Annotated in this window: 11 protein-coding genes and 1 pseudogene; 7 read left to right on the top strand and 5 right to left on the bottom strand. The window is 45.8% G+C overall.

Annotation, left to right across the window (positions count from 1 at the left end):
- The first annotated feature begins 153 nt into the window (after positions 1-153).
- The 3 genes from GD630_RS11450 to GD630_RS11440 are packed head-to-tail and all read left to right on the top strand — an operon-like array spanning position 154 to position 4,590.
- Entirely contained in the window at positions 154-372 is a 219-nt protein-coding gene (locus GD630_RS11450) for a Sec-independent protein translocase subunit TatA/TatB (RefSeq protein WP_007764784.1), read from the top strand.
- Positions 373-383: 11 nt separating this feature from the next.
- Positions 384-1,208 carry a twin-arginine translocase subunit TatC gene (gene tatC / locus GD630_RS11445; protein ID WP_182505594.1) on the top strand — a complete coding sequence of 275 codons (825 nt, stop codon included), beginning with the start codon at positions 384-386 and terminating at the stop codon, positions 1,206-1,208.
- Positions 1,183-4,590, top strand: coding sequence for an AAA domain-containing protein (locus GD630_RS11440; protein WP_143864894.1), 3,408 nt, complete (start codon positions 1,183-1,185; stop codon positions 4,588-4,590). Before tatC ends, GD630_RS11440 begins: the two co-directional genes overlap by 26 nt.
- A gap of 397 nt (positions 4,591-4,987) precedes the next feature.
- Here GD630_RS11440 and GD630_RS11435 read toward each other — a convergent pair whose 3' ends face one another.
- From GD630_RS11435 to GD630_RS11425, 3 genes are all read right to left on the bottom strand, one after another.
- On the bottom strand, positions 4,988-6,436 hold the full coding sequence (locus GD630_RS11435) for an MFS transporter (RefSeq protein WP_007764791.1): 1,449 nt from the start codon (positions 6,434-6,436) through the stop codon (positions 4,988-4,990).
- A gap of 292 nt (positions 6,437-6,728) precedes the next feature.
- A complete protein-coding gene (gene kduI / locus GD630_RS11430) occupies positions 6,729-7,649 on the bottom strand; it encodes a 5-dehydro-4-deoxy-D-glucuronate isomerase (RefSeq protein ID WP_007764793.1) in 921 nt (306 codons plus the stop codon).
- Positions 7,650-7,686: 37 nt separating this feature from the next.
- Positions 7,687-9,087, bottom strand: coding sequence for a PTS galactitol transporter subunit IIC (locus GD630_RS11425; RefSeq protein WP_007751151.1), 1,401 nt, complete (start codon positions 9,085-9,087; stop codon positions 7,687-7,689).
- A 299-nt stretch (positions 9,088-9,386) separates the two neighbouring features.
- Here GD630_RS11425 and GD630_RS21335 point away from each other — a divergent pair.
- The 4 genes and pseudogenes from GD630_RS21335 to GD630_RS11410 form a co-directional block, all read left to right on the top strand.
- Positions 9,387-10,580, top strand: a pseudogene (locus GD630_RS21335) (glycoside hydrolase family 88/105 protein); the annotation flags it as partial.
- A complete protein-coding gene (locus tag GD630_RS21330; RefSeq protein ID WP_055278523.1) occupies positions 10,554-11,489 on the top strand; it encodes a pectinesterase family protein in 936 nt (311 codons plus the stop codon). The pseudogene GD630_RS21335 and the gene GD630_RS21330, both read left to right, overlap by 27 nt.
- 401 nt (positions 11,490-11,890) lie before the next feature.
- On the top strand, positions 11,891-13,633 hold the full coding sequence (locus tag GD630_RS11415) for a pectinesterase family protein (RefSeq protein WP_182505593.1): 1,743 nt from the start codon (positions 11,891-11,893) through the stop codon (positions 13,631-13,633).
- 90 nt (positions 13,634-13,723) lie between these two features.
- Positions 13,724-18,295, top strand: coding sequence for a hybrid sensor histidine kinase/response regulator transcription factor (locus GD630_RS11410; RefSeq protein WP_143864896.1), 4,572 nt, complete (start codon positions 13,724-13,726; stop codon positions 18,293-18,295).
- 40 nt (positions 18,296-18,335) lie between these two features.
- Here the strand turns inward: GD630_RS11410 and GD630_RS11405 are convergent, their stop codons facing one another.
- Complete coding sequence (locus GD630_RS11405) at positions 18,336-19,781, bottom strand: pectate lyase (protein ID WP_394368258.1); 1,446 nt, start codon at positions 19,779-19,781, stop codon at positions 18,336-18,338.
- 196 nt (positions 19,782-19,977) lie between these two features.
- Positions 19,978-21,594 carry a pectate lyase gene (locus tag GD630_RS11400; RefSeq protein ID WP_143864897.1) on the bottom strand — a complete coding sequence of 539 codons (1,617 nt, stop codon included), beginning with the start codon at positions 21,592-21,594 and terminating at the stop codon, positions 19,978-19,980.
- Between the last annotated feature and the right edge of the window lie 16 nt (positions 21,595-21,610).

Here is a 21,610-nt window from a genome sequence, read left to right as displayed (position 1 = left end):
ATACTGAGGATACTGACAGCGTATTATGAAAAAAGGACTCTGTGCCCTCTGTGTCCTCTGTGGTGAATAAAAATCTGTGTTAATCCGTGTAATCTGTGGTGAAAATAATTATCTTTGTACCGACTAATAAAAACCTCTTTATCAAATAAACTTATGACACACTTATTATTGTTAGGCTTTTTGCCTAGTGGGTCCGAATGGATTATCATTGCTCTAGTTATTCTTTTGCTCTTTGGTGGAAAGAAAATTCCTGAATTGATGCGTGGCTTGGGAAAAGGAGTGAAGAGCTTCAAAGACGGAGTGAATGATGCGAAAGAGGAAATAAATAAGGCAAAAGAAGACCTGGACAAACCGGCGGACTCAAGTAAGTAAAGCAAGTACGGATGGCAGAAATGACCTTTTGGGATCATTTGGATGAACTGCGCAAGGTACTTTTCCGGGTGATCGGAGTTTGGTTTGTATTGGCGATAGGTTATTTTATTGCCATGCCTTATCTTTTTGATCATGTGATATTGGCGCCTTGCCACAATGATTTCATATTCTACGATTTATTACGGTATATCGGTCGGGCGCTTGATTTGACCGATGATTTCTTCACACAAGAATTTCAAGTGAAGCTGGTCAATATTAACTTGGCGGCTCCTTTCTTTATACATATGTCGACAGCCTTTTGGATGTCGGTAGTCACTGCCATGCCTTATCTTTTCTTTGAAGTATGGCGCTTTATCGGTCCTGCCCTTTATCCCAATGAAAAGAAAGGAGTGCGTAAAGCTCTGACAGTTGGAACGGTGATGTTCTTTGTCGGTGTTTTGCTGGGTTACTTTATGGTTTATCCGTTGACGCTCCGTTTTCTTTCCACCTATCAGTTGAGTGCGGAAGTGGAGAACATTCTGTCGCTCAATTCCTATATCGACAATTTTATGATGTTGGTACTCTGTATGGGGCTGGCTTTTGAGTTGCCGTTAGTGACCTGGTTGCTATCCCTGCTGGGAATAGTCAATAAGTCTTTCTTGCGGAAATACCGTCGCCATGCGATTGTCATCATTGTGATAGCTGCTGCCATTATTACTCCAACAGGCGATCCGTTTACATTGAGTGTTGTCGCTATTCCGCTTTATCTGCTATACGAAATGAGTATCCTGATGATAAAGGATAAGAAGAAAACCGAAGAGGAAATAGAAGATGAAATTGCCCTGTCAGAAGAGTGAAGCGATAGAATCTTATGAATTACTTTTAGCAGTCTGCAAGGCGGGAGAGGATGAACTGACCGTTGGTTACAAGCAGATGCGCGACTTGCTCGAACGTATTTGCCGGGCGCAAATGCAGAGCGGCAGTTTGCAAATGACCGACCTCTCGGCACGAATCAGTTTTATTGCTGCCAAGACCGGACTTTCGGTAGGAGAGCAGAACCGGCTTCATACTTTCCGCCTGACTTCCAATCAAATCCTGAACCGCTGTCTCGAACCGAACAGGGAAAACCTCTTGCGGGATGTTAAAACACTGGCCTTTCTGATCCGCAAACTTTCGGAAGAGAATATTCCGGATGAGTTATACCGTTTGCTTCCCCGTGCGGACGCTACCTATCTGGTTGCCCCTCCTGCCCGTGAACGAGTCCGGCGAATGCGTGTCTGTTTTCAATATGCGGACGAACAATATCTGTATGTGACTCCTTTGGACGAAGTCTCGGAAAAGCCCTATCTTGTCCGCTATAATATACCTCAAATAAACGAAGAGTTTGCAGAAACCTGTAAGCTGCTTTGGCAACATGCCCAGGTGAATCTGCTTGACGTTGCGATAGATGAGGCGGGAATCCTTACCCCTTCTTTCATCGTTCTCGAACCGGATTATTTGATTGATATCAGTTCGCTTGCAGAGTGTTTCCGCGATTACGGACACCATCCGGGAAACTACTTCCTTTCCCGAATGCAACCGATTGAGAATGCCCGTCCCCTGTTACTGGGAAATATTGCCAATCTCTTTCTGGATGAATGGATTCATGCGCCGAACGAGGATATTGATTATCGGACTTGTATGCAAAAGGCTTTCCGCCGCTATCCCATCGAATTGGCGGCTTGCCCCGATTTGCGGGACAGAGAGAAGGAGCGGCAATTCTTTGATGATTGCAAATTACATTTCGAGCATATCCGCGAAACGGTGAATGATACTTTTCATGCTGCCGGATACGAATTGGACAAGACGGATGCGGTGCTTGAACCTTCTTATATCTGCGAAGCGCTCGGACTGCAAGGCCGCCTTGATTATATGCAACGGGATATGTCCTCCTTCATCGAAATGAAATCGGGTAAAGCTGACGAGTACGCTATCCGCGGCAAGGTGGAACCGAAAGAGAACAACAAGGTGCAGATGTTGCTTTATCAGGCAGTATTGCAATACTCTATGGGGATGGATCACCGGAAAGTAAAAGCCTATTTGCTTTATACCCGTTATCCGCTTCTTTACCCTTCACGGCCTTCTTGGGCAATGGTGCGCCGTGTGATTGACTTGCGCAACCGGATTGTAGCCGATGAATATGGTATCCAGTTGCATAACAATCCGGAATATACCGCACGGAAGTTAGATGAGATCAATGCTTCCACACTGAATGAACGTGGCTTGCGAGGACGTTTCTGGGAAACCTATTTGCGGCCGCCCATTGATCGCTTTCAGGAGAAGTTGCAGAGGCTTTCCGCCATAGAAAAGAGCTATTTTTATGCGGTCTATAATTTTCTGACGAAAGAACTTTATACTTCTAAGTCCGGTGATGTGGATTATGAAGGGCGTACGGGTGCGGCTTCCTTGTGGCTTTCCACATTGGCCGAGAAATGCGAAGCCGGTGAGATTATCTATAATTTGCGGATTCGTGAAAATCATGCCGCCGACGAGCATAAAGCTTATTTATTATTGGTACGTTCCGATCTAGAAGAAAAGGAACTGCCGGAGGCAGTAGCGGACAATGATATACAAAACGTACTTCCTAATTTCCGTCAAGGTGACGCCATTATCCTCTATGAACGAAACTGCGGGATGGATAACGTAACCAATAAAATGGTATTCAAGGGCAATATCGAACATCTGACCGATCATGAAATAGGTATCCGCCTTCGGGCTACACAGCAGAATCCTTCGGTGCTCCCTGCCGATAGCCTTTATGCGATAGAACATGACACGATGGATACGACATTTCGCTCCATGTATCAAGGATTGTACGCTTATCTCTCTGCGACACAGGAACGTCGCGACTTATTGCTGGCCCAGCGTCCGCCGAAGTTCGACGAATCATTGGATTTTCTTGTTTCACAGGCGAAAGACGACTTCACCCGTGTCGCATTGAAAGCGAAAGCCGCGCAAGATTATTTTCTTCTTATCGGTCCTCCGGGAACCGGAAAGACCTCTTGTGCCTTAAAGAAGATGGTTGAAACATTCCATGCGGATAAAGGCGCTCAAATCCTCCTGCTTTCGTATACGAACCGGGCTGTCGACGAGATATGCAAATCGCTTGCTTCCATTCGTCCTGCCGTTGATTTTATCCGTGTGGGAAGTGAATTGTCGTGCGACGAGACTTACCGCACTCATCTGATAGAAAACGAATTGGCCTCCTGCAACCGCCGTTCGGAAGTTTACGAGCGTATTCGGAGTTGCCGCATCATTGTAGGAACCGTAGCGGCCATTTCCGGCAAACCGGAATTGTTCCGTCTGAAACATTTTAATGTTGCCATTATAGATGAAGCTACTCAGATATTGGAACCTCAGCTATTAGGTATTCTTTGTGCACGTGGCGAAGAGGGTGGGAATGCCATTGATAAATTTATCCTGATTGGCGACCATAAGCAACTTCCTGCCGTTGTGCTGCAAAGTTCTGAACAGTCCGCTATCTACGAGGAGTCCTTGCTGTCTATCGGACTGACCAACTTGAAAGATTCCCTGTTTGAACGTCTCTACCGCAACTGCACCGCTCGTCAGTCATCCCTGACCTCTCATCCTTCCTACGATATGCTTTGCCGTCAAGGTCGTATGCATCCCGAAGTGGCTCTATTTGCCAACCGTGCTTTTTATGGAGGGCGTCTGATTCCCGTCGGATTGCCTCACCAACTGGAAGACTCCGATACTGTTTGTCGTCTGGCTTTTTATCCTTCCGTACCGGAGAAGACAGGAACATCTACGAAAATAAACCATTCGGAAGCCCGTATTGTAGCGGATCTGGTTGCCCGTATCTATGAGGATTGCCGGACAGATTTCGATGAGGCGCGTACGTTGGGAATCATTACCCCTTACAGAAGTCAGATAGCACTGATTAAAAAAGAAATAGCCGCATTGGGCATTCCGGCTCTGAACCGGATTATGGTTGATACTGTCGAGCGTTTTCAAGGGAGCGAACGGGATGTAATCATCTATTCCTGTTGCATCAACAGTTATTTTCAATTAAAGTTTGTATCGAATTTAACAGAAGAAGACGGTACGCTGATTGATCGTAAACTGAATGTAGCTCTTACCCGTGCGCGAAAACAGATGTTTGTGACAGGAGTCCCTAAGTATCTGAAGTCCAATCCACTCTACGAAAGTTTATTAAATTTAATGGAGTATAAGGAGTGATTTGCTAATTTTTGCAAATGTTAGTTTTTATTCTCTCTTTATGCGATTCATTAACACCTCTATGTTGAACAAACGCCTATATTTGCAGCACGTTTTTTTCATAGAGATTTAGATTTAAGGTTAGAAGAATTGTGGAAGTCGTGAGACTTCCCTTTTTTTCATCTTAACGTTTACTATTCTTCATTATGAGAATGCAATGACACTTCATCTCAAGTGTTGCAATTGAAAATATTGCAGGAAGATGGTGCAGAATAAGTAAACCTAAAAAGCCTTCTTCGTGAGAAGAGGCTTTTTTATTTTTTCCTTTTTCAAAGAAATTTATTGTTAATACACAAGAGAGAGGGGGAACTCGTGATGAGTTCCCCCTCTTGTTTGTTATCTAACGTAAGTGGATGAATTAATCCAATACGATAGGTTTGTATTTCGGAACTAATGCTTTCATAATCACCCATCCGAGCAAGTAAGATACTGCACAGATACAGAACATGATGAAATATCCGGCAGGTTTGCCTTCAAATCCCATGAATGTCATGTGGGTTTCGTCAGCATGCACAAATAATACGCCCGCACCGTATTGCATAAGCATAGAACCTACGCCACCGGCCATACCGCCGATACCTGTAATACTTGCAATTGCGGTTTTGGGGAACATATCGCCCACCGTAGAGAAGATATTGGCCGACCATGATTGGTGAGCCGCTCCACCGATACCGATTAAAATAACCGGGAACCACGGAGAAAGTGTTCCTAACGGCTGTGCCAACAATACTACCAATGGGAAGAATGCGAAAATCAACATCGCTTTCATACGGGCAGCATACGGGTTCATACCTGTCTTATTAATAAAGATAGTCGGAAGTTTACCACCGTAGATAGACAACATGGTCACCGCATACAACGTGAAAATCAATGCCATCCCCAATCCATCGGATGTCTTAATATCAAATTGGGTGTTCAGATAAGACGGAGTCCAGAACAGGAAGAACCACCACACACCGTCGGTCATAAACTTACCGGCGGCAAAAGCCCATGTCTGCTTGTATGTGAAGCATTGGAGGAAGCTCATTTTCTTTTCTTCCTTCACTTCTGCATTTGCAGGGATCTCACCTTCCTCAAACTTATCTTGTTCGATATAGTCCAATTCGGCTTTATTGACGTGCTTGCTCTTGTCGGGAGAAGTATACATGAATACCCACATTCCCATCCAGATAAAGCCGAGAGCACCGATAACGATAAAAGCCATTTCCCATCCCCAAGCCTTAGCGAGCAATGGGATAGATACGGGAGCGATCAGAGCACCGATAGAAGCACCGGCATTAAAAATGGAAGTTGCATAAGCGCGGTCTTTCTTCGGGAAATATTCGGCTGTTACTTTGATAGCTGCAGGGAAGTTACCGGCCTCACCAAGTGCAAGGATACAGCGTGCAGCCAGGAAACAGTACATACTTACGGTAGCCAGCACGACAACAACGTCTCCGGTAGCGGCCATCAGTTCGGCGGCGCTGTGCATACCTACGTATTGCTCGGTTACGATTCCGCAAAGTGCGTGCATACAAGCACCTGCCGACCATACGCCGATTGCCCAGAGATATCCTTTCTTGGTTCCCATCCAGTCGACAAAGCGTCCGGCAAACAACATGCAAATGGCATAGACAATAGAAAATACGGAAGTGATCGTACCATAGTGTACCTCATTCCAATGAAATTCCGGTTTGATAAATTCGTCCCAGGTCAATGAAAGAACCTGTCGGTCGAGATAATTGACTGTAGTAGCAAAGAATAGCATAGCACAGATAGTCCATCTGTAGTTTGTCATCTTTTCGCCTGTTTTTTGAAATGCATTCATGATAATGGATTTAAATAGATTTTGATTCGCTGACAAAGGTCGGTATTTCGACTGGATTTCATTTGTAAAAATTGGTCGAATTCATGTATTATCCGTTACATTATATATGTAATTTGTTTCAAAGGGGGCATCATAACGAATAATAAAACGCAAATTAACGCAGATTATCACAGAAGTAATTTTATAGGCCGTTGGTTAACCTATATATAATTAAAACAATCTGCGATAATTTGCGTTAATCTGCGTATTAACACATTCTCTTACTGATATGTGATTCAGAGCTGCGCAACGATTAGCGCATTTCTGTATATTTAATCTTGTCCATGTCTCCATAGTCCAGGTTCTCACCCGCCATACCCCAGATAAACATATAGTTGCTGGTTCCGGCAGCGGCGTGGATAGACCATTCCGGTGACATGATAGCCTGTTCGTTCTGCATCCAGACGATACGTTCTTCTTGCGGTTCGCCCATGAAGTGGCAGATTGCATTGCCTGCCGGTACGTTGAAGTAGAAATATGCTTCGATACGACGGCTGTGAGTATGTGCAGGCATTGTGTTCCATACGCTACCCGGTTTCAACTCTGTCAGTCCCATCTGCAATTGGCAAGGGCCTTCTTCAAGCACGTTGTTGACAATCAGCTGGTTGATAACGCGGTCGTTGCTTTCTTCCATTTTTCCGGCAGGGAAAGAGTTCGCTTTCAGAGAACCTTTGCGTCCGTCGATTGTAATCAACTGAGTCTTGTATTCCTTGTGAGCAGTAGCCGAGTTGATGTAGAACTTAGCGGGATTGCTTGAATCTTTGCTCTTGAAAGTCACTTTCTGTTTGCCTCTACCTACGTACAAAGCATCTTTGAATTTCAATGTGTATTCTTTACCGTCTACGGTTACGATACCTTCACCGCCAATGTTGATAACACCCAGTTCGCGGCGTTCCAAAAAGAATTTAGCTTTCAGCGGGTCGATAGTTTCCAATACCAGCTCTTTAGTTGCAGGAACTGCTCCACCGAAGATAAAACGGTCATACATGGAATAAGTAACGTTGATTTCGTTCGGAACCATTACTTTTTCCATCAGGAAGCTACTACGCAGGCGGTTTGTATCATACGTTTTCACGTCTTGCGGATTGCAAGCCACTTGCATCTTGTAATTTACTTGGGCTGAAGCAGACATGGCTGCGATACCCAACATCATTGCAATTGCTAATCTTTTCATATTTCGAATTTTTATTGGATTATTATTATGTCATTGATTATTTGTTCTCTAATGCTTCTTTCGCATCTTTTCTAGTCATGCGGATACGGTTGTAAACAGCCATTCCGAGCGCAAGTATCACAAGGATAGCCGGGCCGACAATCTTCAGGCTGTAAGTCAGGTGGAAGATACCCCAGCAGAAGAGACTGGAAGCGAAGTCGAGCGCACCGCCTTCAAAGCCTGCGGGAATATTTACTGTCGGGTCACCCGTAGCTGCATATACGTCTTTGGCAGCCAGTGTGAAGAATCCTGCCAGTTCTGTAACGAAGTACAGACCTACTATCAAGGCTACCAGACCGATGATGAATGATTTCACCACATTGCCTTTTGTGATAGGCAGAATCATCGGGAACAAGTAGAACATACCTGCCAGAGAAGCCAGCGGTAAGAAACGGTTGCCCGGAAGGATAACAGCCAGGAAGATAGTGACAGGAATCAAAAGCAGAGATACCACCAGTGTAGTAGGATGTCCGATCACCAAAGCGGGACTCATACCAATGCTTAAACCGGTGCTGTTCTTATATTTCTTGGCAATCAACTCGCGGGTAGCGTCGGAGATTGGTTTCAAACCTTCGATAAAGAGGCTGGTGATACGCGGAATCAATTCCATTACGGCTCCCATCTTGATACCCAATCCTAAAATGCCGGGAATGCTGTCCACTACTTCTTGCCAGCTTGCGCAACCCAGCGCTCCGATACCGCAACCGATTACGATACCCAGGAACAACGGTTCGCCCATCAGTCCGAATTTCTTTTTCATACCTTCCGAATCGATATTCAACTTATCGAATCCCGGAATCATATCAAGTAATTTATTGATAACAATAGCGAATGGAACAAAACTTTGGCAGAACGGCTGAGGGATAGAGATACCGTCCATCTTGTCATAAAACTTCTGGAAAGCGGGAGCAGTCATATCCGCCATTACAAGCGTGATGATGTAGCAGATGATAGCGGCGAAGAATCCCCAAAGAATACTGTCGGAAGCAAAATAAACGATCGCTCCGATAAAAGCGAAATGCCAGTAGTTCCAAAGGTCGATGTTGACAGTGCGTGTCGTTTTGGTAAGCAACATCAGCAAGTTGACTCCCAAACAAACCGGAATAATAAAAGCACCGACAGAGGTATTATAGGCTACTGCTGCCGCAGAAGGCCAACCCATGTCGAAAATACCCAATTCCAATCCGTAGATTTCTACCATTTTACTCAGTGCAGGACCCAGACTGCTGGTAAGCAACGCTGTGACTACCGACAAACCGACGAAACCGACACCTACTAATAAACCGCTTTTCAGCGCTTTCGGTAGTTTAATACCGATACATACTCCTAAGACTGTGAAAATGACCGGCATCATTACTGCCGCTCCAAGACCGATAATGTACTTGAATACTTCTTCCATTCTGTTCTTTTTTCTCTGTTTTAATGATATATTACTGTGTTTCCCCAGAGGGTATTAGTTGTAAACCGTGCCAAAAGTACGACCTTTTCCGCTTTCTTCCAAAACGAAACTCTTAATTTATCAGATATTGCATCAAAAATGGACATTTTTGACGTTTACGTGCACAAAATTAGTCGTTTCCGTGCACGAAAAACAAAAAATACACCTAGTTGACTAAAAAATCCCATAGGCTTTGGAGGAAAAGTGCTACTTTCGTACCGTGAAAAGACCTGAATGTTTAATCCTTAAAATAGCAATCCATGAGACGGACTCTCTTTTCTGATTTTTTTATATTGTTTTTATTCATAACAACCGTTCCTTTAGTATTGTCGGCTCAGCAGGTAGACAGCAAATTGCCCTGGTCGGTGAGGATGACTGAATCGGAAATGATCCGTTGCCCCGAATCCTGGCAGCTTGATTTCCAGCCGAAGTTGAAGTGGGACTATTGTCACGGACTTGAATTGGGGGCTATGCTCGATGTATATGATGCGTATGGCGATAAGAAGATTCGTGATTACGCCATCGCTTACGCAGACACAATGGTACATGAAGACGGGACGATTACCGCTTATAAGCTGACCGATTACAGTCTCGACCGTATCAACTCCGGTAAAATCCTTTTCCGTATTTATGAGCAGACGAAGAATCCCAAGTATAAGAAAGCGCTCGACTTGCTTTACAGCCAGTTCGAAGGGCAGCCTCGCAATGCGGATGGCGGCTTCTGGCACAAAAAGATTTACCCGCATCAGATGTGGCTGGACGGCATTTATATGGGAGCTCCTTTCTACGCGGAATATGCGTTCCGTAATAATCTTCCGCAGGCTTATACGGATGTAATCAATCAGTTTGTGACCTGTGCCCGCCACACATACGATCCAAAGAACGGGCTTTATCGCCATGCGGCGGACGTGAGCCGCACCGAACGTTGGGCGGATCCCGTCACGGGACAGTCCAAGCACACTTGGGGACGTGCGATGGGGTGGTATGCGATGGCTTTGGTTGATGCGCTGGAGTTTATTCCGCAGCATGAAGTCGGAAGAGATTCTCTGCTGGATATTTTGAATAATGTTGCCGTACAAGTGAAGAAACTTCAAGACCCGAAGACCGGAGGATGGTATCAGGTGATGGACAGAAGCGGGGATAAGGGGAATTATGTGGAATCTTCCTGCTCTGCTATGTTTATTTATTCCTTGTTCAAGGCGGTACGGCTGGGATATATTGATAAATCATATTTGAATGTGGCGCTGAAAGGCTATAAAGGTTTCCTGAATAATTTTATCGAAGTGGACAAGAATGGAGTGGTAACTGTCACGAAGGCTTGCGCGGTGGCAGGATTGGGAGGAAAAGTATACCGTTCAGGCGATTATGATTATTATATCAATGAAACGATTCGCAATAATGACCCGAAGGCGGTAGGACCGTTCATAATGGCGAGTCTGGAATATGAACGTCTTTTGCCCTATGAGCAACAGCAAAAGCAAGACACGTTGGTTGTGTCACGTGATGGAACGGGTAAGTATCGTAATATCCAGGACGCTGTGGAGGCGGTACGCGCTTTTATGGATTATACGGTGACTATCTATATAAAGAAAGGGGTATATAAAGAAAAGCTAGTGATTCCTTCGTGGGTGAAGAACGTGCAACTGGTAGGTGAAGATCCCGAAAAGACGATTATTACGTACGATGATCATGCCAATATCAATAAGATGGGGACATTCCGTACCTACACTGTGAAAGTGGAGGGTAGTGATATCACTTTCAAGGATTTGACGATTGAGAATAATGCCGCTCCTTTGGGGCAGGCCGTTGCCCTCCATACCGAAGGAGACCGGCTGATGTTTGTCGGCTGCCGCTTTCTTGGAAATCAAGATACCATTTATACAGGCTCGGAGGGTAGCCGTTTGCTGTTTACCAACTGCTATATAGAAGGTACTACTGATTTTATCTTCGGTCCTTCCACTGCGCTTTTTGAGTATTGCGAGCTGCATAGCAAACGTGATTCGTATATCACTGCCGCTTCGACTCCTCAAAATGAAGAATTCGGCTATGTCTTTAAAAACTGCAAGCTGACGGCTGCCCCTGGAGTGAAAAAGGTCTATTTAGGCCGTCCTTGGCGTCCGTATGCCGCTACGGCTTTTATTAATTGTGAGTTTGGCGGACATATCCGTCCCGAAGGTTGGCATAATTGGAAGAATCCGGAGAATGAGAGAACAGCCCGTTATGCGGAATTTGGAAACACAGGAGACGGTGCGGATACATCGGGACGCGTGGCATGGAGCAAACAGCTTACAAAGAAGGAAGCCTTGAGGTATACACCGGAGAATATTTTCAAAGAAAATAGCAATTGGTACCCTTACAAGTAAGAGAAATGGGGTAAACGGTCCTTTGCCGGCTTGTTTCCACTTGTTTCACCACAGCGAACTTTTTGTTTCACGGCATGAAACTTCGGTTTCATCGGCGTGAAACTGTAGTTTCACCGGTGAGAAACTCTAGTTTCATCAGTGGGAAACTTTAGTTTCAAGCGCTTGAAACTTTCTGTTCGGCTGCTTGAAACTCTTTGCTTTGTACCGGCAAACACTTAGCTTTACGGTGATAAGCACTTGGCTTCACGGTGATAGGTGACAGATGGGTGATAGGTTGGTTATGGGGATCTGTCACCACCTTACTGGTTGATAATAAGCAGTTTGACTATCGGAGGTGATAGGTGATAGAGGAAAACGTTTTTTTGTATGTAGGAGAGTAGTACAATTAAAGTAAGATAAGTATGAAAATACAAGGAAATAAAATGATATGGCTGCTGGCGGCGGCTTTTATTCTTTTGTCTGCATTCCGTGCGGATAAACCTGTTGTCACTATCTTTATGATCGGTGATTCGACGATGGCAAATAAAAAGATGGATGGGGGAAATCCCGAAAGGGGATGGGGAATGGTGCTTCCCGGTTTCTTTTCCGAAGATGTACGGATAGACAATCATGCCGCCAACGGGCGCAGTTCCAAAAGCTTTATTTCTGAAGGACGTTGGGAAAAAGTGATTTCTAAAGTGAAGAAAGGAGATTATGTCTTTATTCAGTTCGGGCATAATGATGAAAAAGCGGATTCTACCCGTCATACCGATCCGGGAACTACTTTCGACGATAATCTCCGTCGGTTTGTCAACGAAACCCGTGCGAAAGGCGGTATCCCCGTACTATTCAATTCCATCGTCCGCCGTAACTTTGTTCAGCCGAAAGACGCTTCTATTGCGAAAGACATCCGACGGATACCCGGTACATCCAAAGAGCAGACCAAAGAAGGAACCGTTCTGTTCGATACTCATGGGGCATATCTGGACTCTCCCCGCAATGTTGCCAAAGAGTTGGGAGTGACCTTCATCGACTTGAATAAAATCACGCACGACTTGGTGCAGGGACTTGGTCCCGTAGAGTCGAAAAAGCTGTTCATGTTTGTAGAACCCAATCGGGTTCCGGCCTTTCCGAAAGGACGTGAGGACAATACTCATTTGAATATCTATGGGGCAAGAACCGTAGCGGGATTGGCGGTGGAAGCCATCGGCAAAGAGATTCCGGAATTGGCGAAATGTATCCGTCATTATGATTATGTGGTGGCGCAAGACGGCAGCGGTGATTTCTTCACTGTGCAGGAAGCCGTTAATGCTGTCCCCGACTTCCGCAAAAATGTACGTACCACAATCCTTGTTCGCAAAGGCACTTACAAAGAAAAGATAATCATCCCCGAAAGTAAGATTAATATCTCCCTGATTGGCGAAGATGGTACGATACTGACCAATGACGATTTCGCAAACAAGAAGAACGTATTCGGTGAGAACATGGGAACTTCCGGTTCGTCCGGCTGTTACATCTATGCTCCTGATTTTTATGCCGAGAATATCACCTTCGAGAACTCTGCGGGTCCCGTGGGACAAGCAGTTGCCTGTTTTGTTTCTGCCGACCGTGCCTATTTTAAGAACTGTCGTTTTCTCGGCTTCCAGGATACACTCTACACGTACGGCAAGCAAAGCCGCCAATATTATGAGGACTGCTACATCGAAGGAACGGTCGATTTTATTTTCGGCTGGTCTACGGCTGTCTTCAATCGTTGCCGCATTCACAGCAAGGGGGATGGCTACGTCACTGCCCCTTCTACCGATAAAGGAAAGAAGTACGGCTACGTTTTCTACGACTGCCGGCTGACATCCGATAAAGAGGTGGCGAAAGTTTACCTCTCCCGTCCTTGGCGACCGTATGCGCAAGCCGTGTTTGTCCGTTGCGAATTGGGAAAACATATACTTCCCGAAGGTTGGCACAACTGGGGCAAACGGGAAAATGAAAAGACCGTCTTTTATGCCGAATATGAAAGTAAGGGCGCAGGGGCCAATCCGCAAGCACGTGCGGCATTCTCCCGTCAGTTGAAAAATCTGAAAGGTTATGAGCCGGTAACAGTGCTGGCAGGAGACGATGGTTGGAATCCGGTGAGGGACGGAAACCGGTTGTTGGATGTGAAACGTTGATTATATCTCCCGATTCTGCAAAATAGCTGTTGAAGATAGCGCCAGAATGCAAGTATTTTTCTATCTTTACGGCACAGAATCGAGTGATATATGATAAAGAAAACCTTAATTTCCGTAATTCTATTGTTGGCTGTCGTATTCACGGCACATACACAGCAACATTGCTTCTTTACCCACTATTCTACAGAGGACGGATTGTCGCAGAACACGGTCATGAACATCCTTCAGGACCATAAAGACAATTTGTGGTTTGCTACTTGGGATGGTATCAACCGTTTTGACGGATACACTTTCAAGACCTATAAGGCACGCCAGGGAGATTACATCAGTCTGACCAATAACAGGGTGGACCGTATGTATGAGGATTGTTACGGTTTCCTCTGGCTGCTGACATACGATAACCGTGTCCATCGCTTCGATCCCAGAACGGAGACTTTCGAGCAAGTGCCCGCTGCGGGAGAAGAGGGGAGTACGTTCAATGTACATACCATTGAAGTAATGCCGAACGGGACTGTCTGGTTGCTGACCGACAATGACGGAGCGATCCGTATCCTGACCCATCCCGAAGAAAATAACCGCCTGACATGGGATATTTACTCCGGCAAGTCGGAATTGTTCCCTTCTTTCCATGTTTTTAAAGTCTATCAGGATAAAGCGGGAAACGATTGGCTGTTGACGGATAACGGATTGGGCTTGATTCGTCCCGGCACGCGGGAACCTGTTTCCTACTTTACGGAGACAAAAGGAAAGAACGGTGGCATGAACCAGGCTTTTTATGCGGCGCAGGAGAATGACGGACACATCCGTTTCGCTTCCGATCATGGACGCATCTGGTCTTATCGGAAAGAAGGTGGCGACTTTACATTGTTTGAACTGCCTACGAAGAGCCGCATCACCTCCATTCACGAAGTCGCTCCGGATCAGACGGTGGTCACAACGGACTCGGATGGTTTCTTTACCTATCATCTGAAGACGAAAGCTGCCGTACATTATTCTTCTCTGACTTGCAAAGCGTTGCCCGACCGTCCGATTCTTTCGGCCTACGTAGACCGTTCTTCTGAAGTCTGGTTTGAACAGGAAGAACCGGGTGTCGTGGCTCATTTCAACCCGGCAACAGGAGTAGTCACCCGCGAACAGATTCTGATTGAATACAGTAATCCCGAACGTTCGCGTCCGGCTTTCCACATTTTTGAGGACGTGAACGGTTTCCTCTGGGTACATCCGTACGGTGGCGGTTTCTCTTTCTTCGACCGGCAAAAAGGGCGTCTGGTTCCTTTCTATAATGAGTTGGGCAGTCACGACTGGCGTTTCTCCAATAAGATTCATTCGGCTTTTTCTGATAAACAAGGCAACCTATGGCTTTGTACCCACTCCAAAGGATTGGAAAAGGTGACATATCGCAATGTTCCCTTTTCGATGATGATTCCCGTATTGCACGAGCATGAATCGCTGCATAACGAGGTGCGTGCTTTGTGCGAAGATAAGTTGGGTAACCTGTGGGTGGGGTTGAAAGACGGTATGCTCCGTCTGTATGATGTCCGCAGAACGTACAAAGGTTATCTGACGGAGAACGGTACTGTCTCTACCACCGGTACTCCGATGAGGGGAACCGCTTATTTCGTCATTCAGGATTCAAAAGGTATCATCTGGATTGCGACGAAAGGTGACGGACTGATCCGTGCCGAGTCCACCTCTCCAGACGGTATGTCCTACAAGCTGACCCGCTATCTTCATCAGGAGGATGATATGTACAGTTTGAGTGATAATAACGTGTATTGTGTGTACGAAGACCATCACGGGCGTATTTGGGTAGCTACTTTTGGCGGAGGTGTCAATTATATCACGGAGGACAAGGACCGGAAGACTTTGTTTATCAATCATCGTAATAATCTGAAAGGTTATCCTATCGACCCTTGCTATAAGGCTCGCTTTATTACTTCCGACAATAACGGCCGCCTGTGGGTGGGGACTACTACGGGGGCTATCGCTTTCGACGAGAACTTTGAAAAACCGGAAGAGGTGGAGTTCCATCATTTCTCCCGTGTGCCGAACGACACGCAAAGTTTGAGCAACAATGACGTGCATTGGATTATCCCCACTCAAAATAAGGAACTTTATCTGGGAACATTCGGCGGCGGTCTCAACAAGCTGGTATCTATCGACAAAGACGGTCATGCTAAATTCGAGTCCTATTCGGTGCAGGATGGGCTTTCTTCGGATATTTTGCTTTCCATCCGTGAGGACCATAAACGGAATCTATGGATCAGTACGGAGAACGGGCTTTGCAAGTTCAGTCCGTCGGAAGAACGCTTCGAGAGTTTTGATGAACGCAGCATTACTTTTCCGGTGCGTTTCAGTGAGGCGGCCTCTACGCTGACTGCCAAAGGGAGTATGCTTTTCGGTGCCAGTGGCGGTGTCTTTATTTTCAATCCGGATTCTATCCACAAAAGCAGCTATGTTCCGTCTATCGTATTCTCCAAGTTGACGGTAGCCAATGAAGACGTCGTACCCGGAGACGGCTCGTTGCTGAAAGTGGATATTGATGATACAGACCGGTTAGTGCTTTCGCATGACGAGAACATCTTTTCCATTCATTTTGCGGCATTGGACTACACCAATCCGCAGAATGTGCAGTATTCATATATACTGGACGGTTTTGAAAAGCAGTGGACGTTTGCCGACAAGCAGCGGAGTGTGACTTATACGAATCTTCCGAAAGGGAAATATGTGCTCCGTGTCCGTTCTACCAACAGCGACGGGGTGTGGGTGGAGAACGAACGTGCGTTGGATATAGTGATTCTTCCTTCATTTTGGGAGACTCCTGTGGCGTATGTGATGTATGTACTCTTTGTTTTGATTATTATCCTCGTGGCTGTTTATATTCTGTTCACGATCTATCGGTTGAAGCATGAGGTATCGGTAGAGCAGCAGATCTCGGATATTAAGTTGCGCTTCTTTACGAATATTTCCCACGAACTGCGTACGCCGCTTACGTTGATAGCCGGACCGGTGGAGCAGGTGCTGAAGAATGATAAGTTGTCGGCCGACGCACGGGAGCAGTTGGTGGTGGTAGAAAGGAATACCAGTCGGATGCTTCGTCTCGTCAACCAGATATTGGACTTCCGCAAGATTCAGAACAAGAAGATGAAGATGCAGGTGCAGCGTGTGGATGTCGTGCTGTTCGTCCGTAAGGTGATGGATAACTTCGAGGCTGTCGCCGAAGAGCACCGGATTGATTTCTTGTTTGAGACGGAAAAGGAACATCTTTATCTTTGGGTGGATGCGGATAAGCTGGAGAAGATTGTGTTTAACTTGCTTTCCAATGCTTTTAAATATACGCCGAACGGGAAGATGATTACGATTTTTATCCGTGAGGATGAAGAAATCGTTTCCATCGGTGTACAGGATCAAGGTATCGGTATAGCCGAGAACAAGAAGAAATCGCTGTTTGTCCGTTTTGAGAATCTGGTGGATAAGAATCTTTTCAATCAGGCGAGCACGGGTATCGGGCTCTCGCTGGTGAAGGAACTCGTAGAGATGCATCAGGCTACTATCAGTGTTGATAGCCGTTTGGGAGAGGGCAGTTGTTTCAAAGTGGATTTCCTGAAAGGGAAAGAACATTACGATAAAGAGGTTGAGTTTATCCTCGAAGATACCGACGCTCCGATGGAAATGGGGCAGGTGGTGGATTTGGCAAATTCCTCCATTCAGTCCGAAAGGTTGGTTGCGGACGCGGAGGAGGTGGGGACCGCTTCTTCTGTGGTAGAAGAACAGGAAACGGAAGAGGGAAACGCTAAGGAACTGATGTTATTAGTGGAGGATAATCAAGAGTTGCGGGTATTTTTGCGTAGCATATTCGCTTCGAATTATCGGGTGGTGGAGGCTGCCGATGGTATGGAAGGATGGAGCAAGGCGTTGAAGTACGTACCGGATATTATTATCAGCGATGTCATGATGCCGGAGAAGAATGGTATCGAGATGACACGTGAACTCCGGGCGGATATGACGACCAGCCATATACCTATTATCTTGTTGACGGCCAAGACTACGATCGAGAGTAAACTGGAGGGGTTGGAATATGGCGCGGATGATTACATAACGAAGCCTTTCAGTGCGACTTATTTGCAGGCGCGTGTGGAGAACTTGCTGTCGCAGCGAAAGAAGTTGCAGAGTTTCTATCGGGAGAATTTGCTGAATATACCGGTTGCGGACTCGAACGGTAGTTTGTCCGGTGTATCCACAACGTCCGAAACGGCTGTCGGGAGTACCTCCGAAACACAAAAGAACGATGTGGACGGACAGGTGCCGGAGGTTCCGGTGATGTCTCCCAATGATCGTAAGTTTATGGATAAGTTGGTCGAACTGATGGAAAAGAATATGGATAACGGAGAGTTGGTTGTCGACGATCTGGTCAGTGAACTGGCAGTCAGCCGTTCGGTATTCTTTAAGAAACTGAAGACCTTGACGGGACTGGCGCCTATTGAGTTTATAAAGGAGATGCGTATGAAGCGTGCCGTGCAGTTGATAGAGACGGGTGAGTTTAATATGACGCAGATTTCGTATATGGTGGGTATTAATGATCCGCGATATTTCAGCAAGTGTTTCAAAGCGCAAGTGGGGATGACACCGACTGAATATAGAGATAAGAAACTGGGAAAATAGGATTTGTTTAAATGCGGATTAACGTGAGTTAATGCGCATTTTACTTTTGAGGAAACAAGTGATTGACCAGGCTGTTCATGTAGACTTCCAGATTGGTGTATTCTTTGCTAAGTCCATAAACCGCCCCGTCAGCAGGATCATTCGGATTCAATCCGTTCTTTTTCTCCCATTCGTCAGGCATACCGTCACCGTCTGTGTCGGCAGGTGCGGCGGTTGTTTTATATTCTGGCCATCCGCCTACATCTTTCGGTTGGTCGATCATTCCGTTGGTGCTGCCGTGAGAACCTTCGTAAGTATACTTCCCTTTCTTTGTTTCTTCCACGATGCGTTGGTCTACCGCGTCACGGCGATAAGAAGCTCCGGCGAATTCGAGAACATCCTTGTACGCTTTCTTGGCAGGTTGCAATGAGGTGCGTTCGGCTATATCGAATATTTTGGAAGAGAGAACCTCGTCTTCGGGCGCGAATTCCTTTTTGATAACCAGTCCGTAAGCATTGTCCCGGTTCACTTTGTAGAGAGCTTCCTTTTGTTTGTCTGTCAGGTTGGAGCAGGTAGGATCCATATAGTTGCCGTCAAAATAGAACACTCCGTGAACTCCGGCTTTATTATTGTTCTTTCCGTCATCGGCGTATGCGGTGAACAGGCGTTTGTAAGAACCTTTGGTGGCGCTGAAAGGCCCCGGCTTGTAGTAGTTGTTGATGAAGTTGTACGAACCGCCTTCTCCCGCGTATGCTCCGTCACTGCCGTAATTGTATATCACGTTATTGAACAGGTCTACCTTTTCTTCTTCCGGCTTGCCGGTATAGCGGCTTCCGCAGAGACGCGGTGTGCGGTTGGTGTGGTGTGCCAGCAGATTGTGGTGGAAAGAAGCTCCTTGACCGCCCCATATACCTCCGTAGCCGTGTGCTCCTTTTTCATGTATGGAGTTGGCAAGGCTTTCGCTGATGATACACCATTGGAGGGTGAAGTTGCGGTTGTCATAGAATGTGGCGCATTCGTCCGTGCTCCAACTCATGGAGCAGTGGTCGATAATGATATTCTGATGCGCTTTCGTTCCGTTCATGGCATCGTCGCCTTTTTGCTTGATGTCAACTCCCATACGTGAACGGATAAAACGGATAATCACGTTGTCCGCTTGAATGGAGAATGTGTAGTTCTTCAGACATATACCATCGCCCGGCGCTGTCTGACCGGCAATAGTCAGGTCTCCGTTATTCACTTTCAATGATTTCTGGAGTTCAATGATCCCGCTGACCGCGAAAACAATGGTACGCGGACCTTTTTGATTGATAGCCCAGCGGAGTGTTCCCTTCGAACCGTCATCGGCTAAGGAGGTGACGGTGTAGACTGCGCCACCGGCACCGCCTGTGGTGTATTTACCGGCTCCATCGGCTCCGGGAAAGGCGGGGACTTTGGAGCGGTCGGGAATTGGATAGCCCTTTAATTGTGCATTGAGAGAGCAAGGCAGCATCAACAGAGCGCACATAACTCCAAAAAAAACATTTTTCATTTTATGGTAATGTTAGTTGTTTGTAGGTGTATTTACCTTCTTTTACTTCACTTATGATACGTGTATCTATTTTATCACGAACGTTACGTTATCTTTCACATAACAAAAAAACGGTGGAGGAAGTGCTGGCATTGTAGGCATTCACAGTGTATACCTCCACCCTCTTTAATTGTTATTCTATTACAGTTCCGCCTTCTTGGCATTGATCCATAATTTCCTTAACCAGGCTATTCATATACATTTCAAGATTAGAATATTTTCCGTGTACATCGATAGTACGCATATTGCCGTCTAATGCATAATCCGGGTTTAATCCGTGAGCAATTTCCCAATTATCGGGAATCCCGTCACCATCCGAATCTGTGATATCTCTTTTGAGGTCTTTGGGCAGCTCCGGATAGGGGTTGCCATCCCAGAACTGAGTGGGATCGTTAATATAACCGGGCTTATTATAGGTCGGTTTTCCATCGCTGCCGGTTTCGGAAGTCTGGGTTGCTTTGCCTTCTTTGACATCATTGATGATCAGTAAGTCTACTGCATCACGATAATTGCAGGCCCCTACATACTCCAACACTTTTTGATACGCTTCTTCCGCGGAATGGGTAGTGACTCCATTGGACTTGGTGACAGGAGTATCTTTTTTGATATCTTCCATAACTTTCTCATTCCACAGATAATCATTTTCCTGACTGGATGTTTGTTGTGCATATACACCATCTGTCCAATTGTCAGTGGTGACTTTCTCATTTCCATCCATGTAATTGCCTTCAATAAAGAAAGTGCCCCAAGTCTGTTTGTAAGGTTCGAATCCTGCTCCATTGTCGTAGGCTTGGTTGTATATACCTACCTTGGCAATACGGTATTGCACTTTTTCTGAGGCTTGACGGGTAGCAGGTCCCGGTTTGTAATAGTTGTTTACGATGTTTACATTTTGAGCTTCACCTCCATAGCAGCCTTCACCGGCCCAATTATAAAATACGTTATTGCGTATATCTACTTTTTCACCTAAGTCTAGAGTGGTAGGACGCGGGCCGAGACGGGGTACACGACTTTCACAATGAGCAATCATATTGTGATGGTAAGAAGCAAAATGGCCACCCCAGTTACCTCCGAAGCCATGTGTTTTCGTTTCACTTTCTGATGTTTGTTTGCCGGGAGTTACACGTAATGCTTGCGCAGCCAGACACCATTGTACGGTAGAGTTTTCCATACCATAGACAGAGAGGCATTCGTCGGTACACCAGCTGGTAGAACAGTGGTCTACAATGACATTTGCTTTGTCTGAACCTCCCAGACCATCACTCTCGATATTTACATTTCCCGGACGGAAACGTAAAAAGCGAATAATTACTTGATTAGAGTTGATAGTAAACGGATAACCTGCTATACAAATACCACCCGGAGAAGTTTGTCCGGCAATTGTCAAGTAATCATTAGTCGTTTTTAATTCGGAACTCAAATAAATCGTACCTGCCACATCGAATACAATTGTTCTTTTCTCCTTTTGAGTAACTGCCCAACGAAAAGAACCTTCTGTATTGTTGTCCTCTAAAGTTGTCACATGATAAACTTTTCCATCACGGCCTCCTACTGTATTCTTTCCGTGTCCTTCTGCGCCGGGAAATGCCAGTAGTTCTCCATAATCTAATTGTGTAATCTGATCTTGTTCTACTTCTCCCGGTAATAATGGGAGAGTATCATTTGTCATTTGAGGATCTATATCAGCACAAGCTGCAGTCGTGGTTATCCCGATAGCCAAACTGTAAACTAAAAATAAACTATGTTTCATAATAATCTTTGGTTAT

The organism is Bacteroides zhangwenhongii, assembly GCF_009193325.2.
Lineage (GTDB): Bacteria > Bacteroidota > Bacteroidia > Bacteroidales > Bacteroidaceae > Bacteroides > Bacteroides zhangwenhongii.
The sequence above is the reverse complement of the archived record's forward strand: the minus strand, read 5'-3'. Positions and strand labels throughout refer to the sequence as shown.

Bases quoted from the DNA above. Each gene is read 5' to 3' on its own strand.
- GD630_RS21330 (WP_055278523.1), top strand. From the start codon at position 10,554: ATGGCGAGTCTGGAATATGAACGTCTTTTGCCCTATGAGCAACAGCAA.
- GD630_RS11425 (WP_007751151.1), bottom strand. From the start codon at position 9,087: ATGGAAGAAGTATTCAAGTACATTATCGGTCTTGGAGCGGCAGTAATG.
- GD630_RS11415 (WP_182505593.1), top strand. From the start codon at position 11,891: ATGAAAATACAAGGAAATAAAATGATATGGCTGCTGGCGGCGGCTTTT.
- GD630_RS11450 (WP_007764784.1), top strand. From the start codon at position 154: ATGACACACTTATTATTGTTAGGCTTTTTGCCTAGTGGGTCCGAATGG.
- GD630_RS11435 (WP_007764791.1), bottom strand. From the start codon at position 6,436: ATGAATGCATTTCAAAAAACAGGCGAAAAGATGACAAACTACAGATGG.
- tatC (WP_182505594.1), top strand. From the start codon at position 384: ATGGCAGAAATGACCTTTTGGGATCATTTGGATGAACTGCGCAAGGTA.
- kduI (WP_007764793.1), bottom strand. From the start codon at position 7,649: ATGAAAAGATTAGCAATTGCAATGATGTTGGGTATCGCAGCCATGTCT.
- GD630_RS11400 (WP_143864897.1), bottom strand. From the start codon at position 21,594: ATGAAACATAGTTTATTTTTAGTTTACAGTTTGGCTATCGGGATAACC.
- GD630_RS11405 (WP_394368258.1), bottom strand. From the start codon at position 19,781: ATGTGCGCTCTGTTGATGCTGCCTTGCTCTCTCAATGCACAATTAAAG.
- GD630_RS11440 (WP_143864894.1), top strand. From the start codon at position 1,183: ATGAAATTGCCCTGTCAGAAGAGTGAAGCGATAGAATCTTATGAATTA.
- GD630_RS11410 (WP_143864896.1), top strand. From the start codon at position 13,724: ATGATAAAGAAAACCTTAATTTCCGTAATTCTATTGTTGGCTGTCGTA.